Source organism: Collinsella aerofaciens, assembly GCF_040926405.1.
Classification (GTDB): domain Bacteria; phylum Actinomycetota; class Coriobacteriia; order Coriobacteriales; family Coriobacteriaceae; genus Collinsella.
The window spans coordinates 1-10,704 of sequence record NZ_JBCOIG010000038.1 but is presented as its reverse complement, the minus strand read 5'-3'; the positions used below and the strand labels follow the sequence as shown (position 1 = coordinate 10,704).

Here is a 10,704-nt window from a genome sequence, read left to right as displayed (position 1 = left end):
GGGCACCTTCGATCCCATCACGTTTGGCCATATCGACGTCATTCGTCGCGCCCGCCGCATTTTTCCCAGCGTGATCGTGGCCGTTGCCGAGTCGCAGGGCAAAAACGGCGTCGGCACCACGTTTAGGCTCGACGAGCGCGTGGCGCTGGCCCGTGAGGCGCTCGGTGATATTGACGGCGTCGAGGTGCTGCCCTTCACCGGCCTCTTGGTCGATTTTGCCCGCGAACAGGGAGCAGGAGCCGTGGTCAAGGGCCTGCGTGCCATGACCGACTTTGAGTATGAGCTGCAGCAGGCCGACCTCAACTACCGCCTGGATAACGAGCTGGAGTCCATCTTTGTCATGAGTGCGCCGCAGTACGGCTATATTTCGAGCTCGGTGGTTCGCCAGATTGCCTCGCTCGGTAGCGACGTCTCTAATTTTGTTCCGTCCAATGTGGTCAAGGCGCTCAAACATCGCTTTTCGTGACGTTTTTTAATGCCTGGTGGCATGTGGTAAACTAACACGATGATATGTTACCTATGAAAGGAGACCGGATGCCGGGCGAGAATTTTCCTGGCGACAGGATCGTGAGTCTTGTCGACGAGCTCGAGGGGCTCATCGAAGAGGCTAAGACGCCGTTCGGCAAGAACGCCCAGATGAAGGTTATCGACGCCGACGTCTTCTTTAACATCCTCGACGAGATTCGCATGAGCTATCCCGAGGAATGGCAGAAGTCCCGCCGTATCCTCAAGGAGCGCGAGGAGCTTATGGCTTCCGCCGCCGCTCAGGCCGATTCCATCATCGCCGATGCTCAGCAGCAGGCCCTCACCATTGCCGGTGAGCAGGAGATCGTCCGCTTAGCGCAGCAGCAGGCCGACGATATCCGCGACCGCGCCCAGCAGTGTGAGCGTGAGACGCGCTATGCTGCCGAGGATTACGCCGAGCAGGTCTTTACGCACCTCGAGGAGAACCTCAAGAGCCTGACCGGCACCGTCACCCGTTGTCGCCAGCAGCTTAACGAGGGTGCCGCCCAGCAGAATGGTCAGTGGTAATGGCTGAGTTCCCGAGCGTTACCGTCGATCTTTCCGAGCAGCTCGAGTTTCCTGGAGATTCGTATCCGCTGACCGGTAAGGTCGATGTCGCCACCTACACGGTGGGCGAGAAGGAGTACCAGCTTCAGGACGGCATCGACTACGACGTTGTCTTTACCAATGCCGGTACCGGTGTCTTGCTCACCGGTATGGTCCGCGCGCACGCCACTGGCGAGTGCGACCGTTGCCTGGAGCCCGCTTCGTTTGATATTGCCGGTGAGATTGAGGAGTTCTACCTCTTTGATGAGCCCGAGGATCCCGAGGCCTACGAGGACGGCTACGAGCTCCTGGGTGAGGACCGTATCGTCGATCTGGGTGAGCCCATCAATGACGCGGTCGTTATGGACACGCCGTTTGTGGTGCTCTGCAAGCCCGATTGCCGTGGTCTGTGCCCCACATGCGGTTGCAATCTCAACGTCGAGCAATGCGATTGCGCCGCCCAGGCAGAGGCAGAATGGGCCGCTGCCACGGAAAATCCATTTGCAGCATTGAAGAATCTCAAGCTTGATGAGTAAAACTGTGGTAGTATCGCTACTTGCGCGTAATCGCCACACTGGATAGTTCATAAGGAAGGTCACTATGCCCGTACCTAAACAAAAGCAGGGTCGTATCCGCACTCACACCCGTCGTTCCGCCAACATGAAGATCTCGGCTGCGGCTCAGTCCACGTGCCCCCGTTGCGGCGCTGTCAAGCTTCCGCACCACGTGTGCCCCAGCTGCGGTTTCTACAAGGACCGCGAGGTTATCGTTACCGAGTAACGGTATACTCTGGATGCGATGCCGTTCCAAATGGAACCACAATGGCCGGCTCAATGAGTCGGCCATTTTTGTATAAGGAGCATGTATATGAGTAACGTTCGCGTTTGTGTAGACGTTGTGGGCGGAGACGAGAAACCTCAGGTTGTTCTCGATGGTATCGAGGCTGCGCTTGCCGCCGATCCCGATATCGAGGTCTTGGCGACTGGCCCGGCCGAAATCGTCAATCCCTTTGCAGCTTCCCATGCACGTGTTGAGGCCCTTGAGGCACCTGACGTTATCGCCATGGATGACGATCCCATTCGCGCCGTGATGACCAAGCGTAAGTCGTCGATCGTGCTTTCTTGCCGCGCCATTAAGAAGGGCAACGCGGATGCGTTCTTCTCCGCCGGCTCGACCGGTGCCATGACCGCCGCTGCCACCGCCTACGTGACGCCGTTTAGGTATCAGGCCGAAGGCAAGAAGCAGCCGGTGCGCCCCTGTCTGACCAATGCGCTGCCCAATCGCGCCGGCGGTCTGACGGTGCTGTGCGACATGGGTGCCAACCCCGATGTCGAGGTTGACGATATGGTGCGTTTTGCCCAGATGGGCAGCGCCTATGCCCGCGTCGTCCTGGGCATCGAGCATCCCCGCGTCGGTCTGCTTGCCAACGGCGCCGAGGACGAGAAGGGTTCTAACTTTACCAAGGCCTGTTTCCCTGCTATGAAGGCCGCCGTTCCCGGCTTTGTTGGTAACTGCGAGGGCACCGACCTCACCTCAGGCAACTTCGATGTCGTCGTTGCCGATGGTATGTCGGGCAATATTGCGCTCAAGGCCACCGAGGGCGCTGCCAAGTTTTTGCTGCAGGAGCTCAAGGGTGTCTTTATGTCTTCGCTCGGCACCAAGATTGCCGCGCTGCTCATCAAAAAGCAGATGCGCGAGATTAAAGCCAAACTTTCGGGCGACGCCAAGGGCGGCGCGATTCTTTTGGGCCTGCGCGGCGTGGTCCTGATCGGCCATGGTGCCACCTCGGTCGAGGCTGTCAAAAACGGTGCGCTCGCGGCGGCCGAAGCCGTGCGCGCCGGGCTGGTCGAGAATGTCGCCAACTCTATGGACGGTATCGTTTTATAAGAGCGAGTTAGAGCGGTGTTATGTGCTTCGCGGTGCACGTCGTGGGGTAGAATCAGAACCGTGTCTTGGTACCGCCCGGGCGGTACCATTCTTTTGGTATTCATGCACTATGAGAGGAAGCGCTATGGACCGCTCCGAAATCTTCGACAAGATCGCCGAGGTCGCTGCTGACGTTCTGGGCGTCGATGTTGCCGAAATTAGCGAGGAGACCACCTTTGACGACCTCGATGCCAACTCGCTCGAGCGCCTGCAGCTGGTTACGGCTATCGAGGACGAGTTCAACCTCGAGATCGATGACGAGACCCTACTCTCGCTCAACTCTGTCGCCGACGCCGTCGACGCGATCGAAAACGCCAGGGAGGCCTAGGTCTTGGCTTTATCCGAACGACTTACGCGTGCCCAGGAAATCCTGGGGCACGAGTTCAATAATAAGGTGCTGCTGCGCGCGGCCCTTACGCATCCCTCGGCAGTCGAGGGCCAGCCGGTTTCTGCCAGCTATGAGCGCCTTGAGTTCTTGGGCGATTCCATTTTGGGTGCTGTGGTCGCACGCTCCCTGTTTGAGTCCTATCCTGAGTTTGACGAGGGCAAGCTCACGCGCCTGAAGGTGTCGCTTGTCTCGGGCGCTACGCTGTCCGAGGTTTCTCACGAGCTGGGCATCGACGACATCATCATCTTTGGTGCCTCCGAGACCGGTACCGGTGCGCGCGGCCTGCATTCGGCGCTCGAGAACGTCTACGAGTCGCTCGTGGGCGCACTGTACCTGGATGCCGGCTGGGACGTTGCGGCGGAGTTTATCCATCGTACGCTTAAGCCGCATTTGGCTTCCGAGCGCGCCGAGCATCCCGCGAACCCCAAGTCGTTTTTGCAGGAGTGCGTGCAAGCCGACGGTCACGAACCCCCGGCGTACAAGCTCGTTGGCTCCGAGGGCCCGGCGCATGCGCCCACCTTTACCGCCGTGGTGTTGATCGATGGTATTCGTCAGGGTCGCGGCTCCGGCTCCTCAAAGAAGGAAGCCGAGGGAGCCGCCGCGCTCGAAGCGCTCGACCGCATGGGTTACACCACCAACGGCGTGATTCTGAACAAGAAGCACGTGTAAGCGAGGAACCGTGTATCTCAAGTCCCTCACGCTCAAAGGGTTCAAGTCGTTTGCCGACCGCGCCCATATGACGTTTGAGCCGGGCCTGACCGTCATCGTCGGTCCCAACGGCTCGGGAAAATCGAACATCTCTGACTCGATTCTGTGGGTCCTGGGCGAGCAGAGCGCCAAGCAGCTGCGCGGCCAGGCCATGGAGGATGTCATCTTCTCGGGCTCGTCAGCGCGCAAGCCGGTGGGTGTCGCCGAGGTCACGCTTGTGCTCGATAACTCGGACCATATGCTGCCCGTCGATTTTGACGAGGTCGCCATCACCCGTCGTATGTATCGCTCGGGCGAAAGCGAGTACCTCATCAACTCGAGCCCGTGCCGCCTGATGGACATTCAGGACATCTTGCACGATTCGGGCCTGGGCAAGGATACACATTCCATCATCAGCCAGGGCAAGCTCGATGCCATCTTGCAGAGCCGCCCTGAGGAGCGCCGTGCCCTCATCGAGGAGGCCGCCGGCATCTCCAAGCACAAGCGCCGCAAGGAGCGTGCGCTCAAAAAGATTAAGTCGATGGACGAGCACCTGACGCGTGCCCGCGACATCAATAAGGAAATCGCCCGTCAGCTGCGACCGTTGGAGCGTCAGGTCGATCGCGCGCGCAAGTACAAAGAGCTGTCCTCGCGTGCGAACGAGCTTACGCAGATGCTAGCCGTCGACGAGCTGCGTTCGCTGCAGTCGCAGTGGAACGACCTGGAGAGCCGTTCCAAGGAAGGCGCCGCCGAGCTGGAGCTTGCGCAGTACCGCTTGGGCGAAAAGGAGCGCGAGCTCGAGAAGCTTCAGGTCATGCTCGAGGAAAAGGGCCTGTTTGTGGGCGACCTGGGCGAGCAGCGCCGTCATATGCAAGATGTGGTCGGCCGCATTAACTCCGACATGCGCCTGCTCGAGGAAAAGGGCCACAACATGGTGTCGCGCCTGTCTGACATGCGCGGGCAGATTTCGAGCTCCGAGCATCAGCGACGTCGCGTGTTCGAGGAGCTCGAGGACGCGCGTGCGCAGCTTGAGGAAGTGACCGGTGCGCACATGCAGGCCCAGGAGGACGTCGACGCCGCTGGTCCTGCCGCCGCTGAGCTCCACGAGCGGCGCGTGGCGCTCGACAATCAGATTTCGCAGCTTACGCGTGAGCAACGCGATGTGCAGCGCGTGGCCGATAACGCCGCGCTCGAGCTTGCCAAGGTGAAGGACTCGCTGAGCAATGCCGAGGTCGAGGACAACATGTATGCCTCGCGCCTGGAGCAGATTGACGAGCAGCTTGAGGAGGTCATGGCCTCGCTCGAGAGCCGTCGCGACCGCGCCGAGGAGCTTGAGGGCGCTCTTGAGGAAGCGCGCCAGGCTCAGGTTGATGCGCGTGAGGCCACCGAGACGGCACGCGCGGCCCTGAAGGACCTGCGTGCCCGCGAGAGTGAGGCGCGCAACAAGCTATCCGAGGTGCGCTCGGAGCTTGCCAGCCAAAAGAAACTCGATGCCCGCATGGCCGACAGCTCGCCGCTCGTGAGCCGTCTGGTGGGTGCGCTGGGCGACGATGTCTTGGGTCGTCTGGGCGACGTGCTGGAGGCCCCGCGCGAGCTTGAGGGCCTGGTTGAGCAATTGCTCGCCGGCGATATCGATGCGCTGCTGTTTGATGACGCCGCCACGCTTGAGCGTGCCGGTCGTGCGGCTCTGGACCAAAAGAAGGCCTCGGGCGAAGCACTGCTGGTGGCGCGCGGCGTGAGCGGCTCTACCGCCGCTGAGGGCGCTGCCGGTACCCGCCTGGTTGATCGTCTGTCCGTGCGCGCAGGCTACGGACCCGTCGTCGAGGCGCTGCTCGGCGGCTATTACGTCGTTGACGATCTTGCTGCCGCGCTGTCGGCGCCGGTCGTTGAAGGCGTGACTTACGTGACCCCCGATGGCGCCCGCGTCGCCTGCGGCGGCCTGGTGCGCGTGGGGCTTGATGCCGGCGAGGCTTCGGGTGCCTTGGAGCGCAAGCGCCGCATCCGTGAGCTCGAGGGCCTGGAACCCGATCTGGCTGCCATCTTTGAGCATGCTTCGGACCAAGTCGTTGAGGCCAACGCTGCCGTCGAGGAGGCCCGTGCCGCCGAGGGCGATGCCGCCGGTGAGATCGCCCGTCTTGAGGGCGAGCGCCGCTCGCTGCTTTCCGAGATCGGCCGCTTGGAGCAAAGCGCCAACAATGCCGAGGTCGAGCGCGTGCGCACCTCCAAGCGCCGCGAGCAGGCCTCCGAAGCCGTTCGCGCTGCGCGCCCGCGCGTTGACGAGCTCACCCGTTCGCGTGACGAGGCCCGCGCGCAGGCAAGCGATCTGGGCTTGCAGATTTCTGAGGCCAACGACGAACTCGACCGCGTTCGCCGTGACGATTCCGAGGCTGCCGGCAAGCTCGCCGACGCCAAGGTTCGCCTAGCCCAGACGAGCGAACGCCTGCGTTCGCTGAAGGGCCGCGTGCCCGACCTGGAGCATCGTCTTGAGGGCATCGACCGTCGTATCCGCGGAACACGCCAGGCCTCGCGCTCGCTCGAGCTGCTGCGCCTGCGCGTCGATCCCATGCACGAACGCTATTCTGCCCTGTTGGAACGCGCGTCGGATTGGGCAGCGCGCCTGCGTGACCAGGCCTCTCTGGAGGAGGCGGACTCCGCTTCGCTCAAGAAGACCATCGAGGATGCCAAGGCAGAGGTTGCCCGCGCTAAGGAGCGAGTCGATACCGCCTCTGCCACGCAAAACGAGTTCAAGGTCGCGCGTGGCAAGCTCGAGGTGCAGGTCGAGGCTGCCATCAAGGCCATTACCGCCGATGGCACGACGGTGCTCGAGGAAGCGCTCATGCTTCCGGCGCCCACGGACCGCGATGCCGCCGAGCGCGAACTCAACCAGCTTGTGCGCCAGATCAACAACCTTGGTCCCGTTAACCAAGTTGCCATGGAGGAGTACGAGCAGCTCAAACGCCGCGCCGACTACATCGAGGAGCAGCTGGCCGATTTGGAGAGCGCGCGCAAGGCGCTCACCAAGATCACGGTGGCCATTGATCGCAAGATGCGCAAGGCGTTCCTGGTGACGTTTGAGAAGGTCGACGCGAACTTCCGCGAGATCTTCGCTATGCTCTTCCCGGGCGGCCAGGCTCATCTGGAGATGACCGATCCCGAGCATCCTGCCGAGACGGGTATCGAGGTCGTGGCGCAGCCGCGCGGCAAGCGCATCACCAAGATGATGCTCATGTCGGGCGGCGAGAAGAGCCTGACGGCGCTCGCCCTGCTCTTTGCTGTGTACCGCACGCGCACGGTGCCGTTCTATGTGCTGGACGAGGTCGAGGCGGCACTCGATGACGCCAACCTGTCCAAGCTCATCGGCGCGCTCGATGTGTTGCGTTCCGATACGCAGCTCTTGGTCATTTCGCATCAGCGCCGTACTATGGAGGACGCTGACGTCCTCTATGGCGTCTCGATGCAAGCCGACGGCGTCAGTCGCGTCGTCTCGCAAAAACTCGATCGCGAAACCGGAAAGGTCGTGAATGCATAATGGGATTCTTTGACGCTCTCTCGCGCGGACTTGAGCGCAGTCGCGAGGCCCTCAACGAGGTCTTTTACTTTGGCGGCGAGGTCGACGAGGATTTTTGGGAGGACTTAGAGGACACCCTCGTCATGGGTGACATGGGTGCCGAGATCGCCATTCAGGTCTCCGATGACCTGCGCGACGCCGCGGCCAAGAAGAACCTCAAGACCGCTCCGCAGCTTCGTCGTGCCCTGGCCGAGCAGCTCGAGCAGCACTTTGTGCCCATCGAGCGCGATCCGTTTTCCGATACGCCGAGCTGCGTGCTGTTTGTGGGCATTAACGGTGCCGGCAAGACCACTACGGTCGGCAAGATCGCGAGCGCCATGGCCGCCCGCGGCAAGAACGTGGTGATCGGTTCGGCCGACACCTTCCGCGCCGCCGCTATCGAGCAGCTCGATGTGTGGGGCCAGCGCGCTGGCGTACCGGTTATCAAGCGTGACCGCGGCTCCGATCCGGCGAGCGTGTGCTATGACGTGCTCGACGAGGCCGATAAGCGCGGCAGCGACCTGGTGCTTATCGATACCGCCGGCCGTCTGCACACGAGCCCTGAGCTCATGCGCGAGCTTGCCAAGGTGGTTAACGTGACGCGTAAGCGCGCCGCCAATATGGCCGCCGGTCCCATGCCGGTTTCGGTCGTGCTTGTGATCGACGCCGCGACGGGTCAAAACGGTCTGAACCAGGCGCTCGAGTTTAACGAGGCGCTGGGCCTGGACGGTATTATCATGACTAAGCTCGACGGCACGGCTAAGGGCGGTATCGCCATGGCCGTGGCCGAGAAACTCAAGCTCCCGATCCTGCGCGTGGGCGTGGGCGAGCAGGTCGATGACCTGCAGGAGTTCAATGCCAAAGATTTCTGCCGCGCCCTGGTGGGCGAGTCCAATTAAGGAGTGACTAGTGTTTGATTCCCTGAGCGATCGCCTCAACGACACATTTGACCGCCTGCGCGGCAAGGGCAAGCTGACCGAGGCCGATATTACTTCGGCCATGCGCGATATTCGCATGGCGCTGCTCGAGGCCGACGTTAACTTTAAGGTCGTCAAGGAGTTCGTCGCCAAGACCAAGGAGCGCTGCATGACCGCCGAGGTCATGGAGTCGCTGTCGCCGGCGCAAAACGTCGTCAAGATTGTGCTCGACGAGCTCACCGAGATGCTCGGCTCCACCGAGAGCAAGCTCGTCTTTAGTAACCGTATTCCCAACGTCATCATGCTCGTGGGCCTGCAGGGCTCCGGTAAGACCACGGCGGCCGTAAAGCTGGCCTACCTGCTCAAGAAGCAGGGCCGCTCGCCGTTGCTCGCCGCGTGCGACGTCTACCGTCCCGCTGCTGCCGACCAGCTGGCCACGCTCGGTGGCGAGATCGGCGTACCGGTCTTCCGCGGCGACGGTGCGCACCCGGTCGATATCGCCAAGGGCGCCATCCAGGAGGCCGTCGATCACCTGCGCGACGTGGTCATCGTCGATACCGCCGGACGTCTTCAGATCGACGAACAGATGATGCAGGAGGCCGTGGACATCAAGAAGGCCGTCAAGCCCGATCAGGTGCTGATGGTCGTCGATGCCATGACCGGCCAGGATATCGTCAACGTCGTCTCGACCTTCGCCGAGCGCACCGACTTTGACGGCGTGATCATCTCCAAGCTCGATGGCGACGCCCGTGGCGGCGGCGCGCTTTCCGTGCGCCAGGTGACCGGCAAGCCCATCAAGTTTGTGAGCATGGGCGAGAAGCCCGATTCGCTGGAGCCGTTCTACCCCGATCGTATGGCCAAGCGCATTCTGGGTATGGGCGACGTTGTCGGCATCATCGAGAAGGCCCAGGAGGCGGCCGACGCCGAGCAGCTCGAGGCTGCCGAGCGCATGCTGCGCGAGGGCTTCACCATGAACGACATGCTCGACCAGATGAAGGCCGTCAAGAAGATGGGCGGCATGAAGGGCATTCTGGGCATGCTCCCCGGTGGCCAGCGTGCGCTTAACCAGATGGGTGGCAACCTGGACGAAGGTATCTTCGATAAGAACGAGGCCATCATCATGTCGATGACCAAGGAGGAGCGCCTTCGCCCCTCCATCATCAACGGCCAGCGCCGTGCCCGCATTGCCAAGGGCGCCGGCGTGACCCCCACCGAGGTCAATAGCCTTATGAAGCAGTGGGGCGAGATGAATAAGATGATGGGCCGCATGCGCACGATGGCCAATCAGGCGCAGGCCGGCGGTAAGAAGGGCAAGAAGGGTAAGAAGGGCAAAAAGATGCGCATGCCCAATATTCCCGGTTTGGATGCCATGGGGCTGGGCGGCATGGGCGGCCTGGGAACGGGCGGCCCCAAGTCCGATATGGACCTGCTGCGTCAAATGGAAGCGCAGATGCGTAATAAGAAATAGTGCTGTAATTCCAGCTTGATATGGCAAAGGCCACTCGGAAGCTACCGGGTGGCCTTTGTTGTTGGCTTTGATTGTTGGGTTGCGTTCTGTGTCGCGCCCCGAGTTCGCGGTGCCGTGCCGCTAGTGGCAGCCGCAGCCCTCGTGGCCCTCGTGCTCGTGATGGCCGTGACAACCACAGGACTCGCCATGCTCATGTGCGTGCTCGTGGTCATGGCCGTGGCAGCCGCACGTGGCCTCGCCGTTCTGTGCAAGCGTGCCGGCGATAAGGGCCTCGACGCAAGCGTCGCAGCTGCCCTGGGCGCCTGCGTATATCGTGATGCCGGCTTGAGCAAGCGCGTTGATAGCGCCACCGCCGATGCCGCCGCAGATGAGCGTGTCAACGCCACCGTTGGCAAGCAGGCCCGCCAAGGCGCCGTGGCCGGTGCCACCGGTGCCTACGACCTGCTCGTTGAGCACCTTGTCATCCTGGATGTCATAGATCTTGAACTGTTCGCTGCGGCCAAAGTGCATAAAGATGTTGCCGTTGTCGTACGTCGTTGCCACCCTCATGGTGTCAGCCTCCTTTGCTGGCCATGCGGCCGTTGTCGTGGTGATGGGGGAGTACGCGATGTTTCCGCCTTCGATGACGATCGCCCGTCCATTGAGATCGCGTCGGAAATGTTGGTGTAAGCGCGCCGACGGCTGACCGCCAAACGCAAGCGGCCCCTGTCCTAGAATCTGG

11 protein-coding genes are annotated in these 10,704 nt (G+C 61.8%); 10 read left to right on the top strand and 1 reads right to left on the bottom strand.

Annotated elements, in window-relative coordinates; translation table 11 throughout:
- The 10 genes from coaD to ffh form a co-directional block, all read left to right on the top strand.
- Nucleotides 1–466, top strand: a 466-nt coding sequence (gene coaD / locus AB5758_RS09115; protein WP_368155512.1) for a pantetheine-phosphate adenylyltransferase, incomplete at its 5' end; no start/stop codon positions are given.
- 68 nt (nucleotides 467–534) lie between these two features.
- Complete coding sequence (locus AB5758_RS09110) at nucleotides 535–1,032, top strand: ATP synthase subunit B family protein (protein ID WP_368141965.1); 498 nt, start codon at nucleotides 535–537, stop codon at nucleotides 1,030–1,032.
- Nucleotides 1,032–1,586, top strand: coding sequence for a YceD family protein (locus AB5758_RS09105; RefSeq protein WP_225093509.1), 555 nt, complete (start codon nucleotides 1,032–1,034; stop codon nucleotides 1,584–1,586). Before AB5758_RS09110 ends, AB5758_RS09105 begins: the two co-directional genes overlap by 1 nt.
- Before the next feature lie 64 nt (nucleotides 1,587–1,650).
- Nucleotides 1,651–1,830 carry a 50S ribosomal protein L32 gene (gene rpmF / locus AB5758_RS09100; protein WP_022094017.1) on the top strand — a complete coding sequence of 60 codons (180 nt, stop codon included), beginning with the start codon at nucleotides 1,651–1,653 and terminating at the stop codon, nucleotides 1,828–1,830.
- A gap of 87 nt (nucleotides 1,831–1,917) precedes the next feature.
- On the top strand, nucleotides 1,918–2,937 hold the full coding sequence (gene plsX, locus AB5758_RS09095) for a phosphate acyltransferase PlsX (RefSeq protein ID WP_225093511.1): 1,020 nt from the start codon (nucleotides 1,918–1,920) through the stop codon (nucleotides 2,935–2,937).
- Between the two features lie 124 nt (nucleotides 2,938–3,061).
- Nucleotides 3,062–3,304, top strand: coding sequence for an acyl carrier protein (locus AB5758_RS09090; protein WP_117847660.1), 243 nt, complete (start codon nucleotides 3,062–3,064; stop codon nucleotides 3,302–3,304).
- Between the two features lie 3 nt (nucleotides 3,305–3,307).
- Nucleotides 3,308–4,033: a ribonuclease III gene (rnc, locus tag AB5758_RS09085; RefSeq protein WP_055286400.1), complete on the top strand. Its 726-nt coding sequence runs from the start codon at nucleotides 3,308–3,310 to the stop codon at nucleotides 4,031–4,033.
- Between the two features lie 10 nt (nucleotides 4,034–4,043).
- Nucleotides 4,044–7,580 carry a chromosome segregation protein SMC gene (gene smc / locus AB5758_RS09080; RefSeq protein WP_225093512.1) on the top strand — a complete coding sequence of 1,179 codons (3,537 nt, stop codon included), beginning with the start codon at nucleotides 4,044–4,046 and terminating at the stop codon, nucleotides 7,578–7,580.
- Nucleotides 7,580–8,497 carry a signal recognition particle-docking protein FtsY gene (gene ftsY / locus AB5758_RS09075; RefSeq protein WP_161145468.1) on the top strand — a complete coding sequence of 306 codons (918 nt, stop codon included), beginning with the start codon at nucleotides 7,580–7,582 and terminating at the stop codon, nucleotides 8,495–8,497. The genes smc and ftsY overlap by 1 nt, the downstream gene beginning before the upstream one ends.
- Before the next feature lie 10 nt (nucleotides 8,498–8,507).
- Nucleotides 8,508–9,983 (top strand): signal recognition particle protein, encoded by a 1,476-nt coding sequence (gene ffh, locus AB5758_RS09070; RefSeq protein WP_035138144.1) that lies wholly within the window; start codon nucleotides 8,508–8,510, stop codon nucleotides 9,981–9,983.
- Nucleotides 9,984–10,103: 120 nt separating this feature from the next.
- Here ffh and AB5758_RS09065 read toward each other — a convergent pair.
- Nucleotides 10,104–10,704 (bottom strand): NifB/NifX family molybdenum-iron cluster-binding protein (locus AB5758_RS09065; protein ID WP_368141818.1); only part of this gene is annotated, 601 nt, incomplete at its 5' end.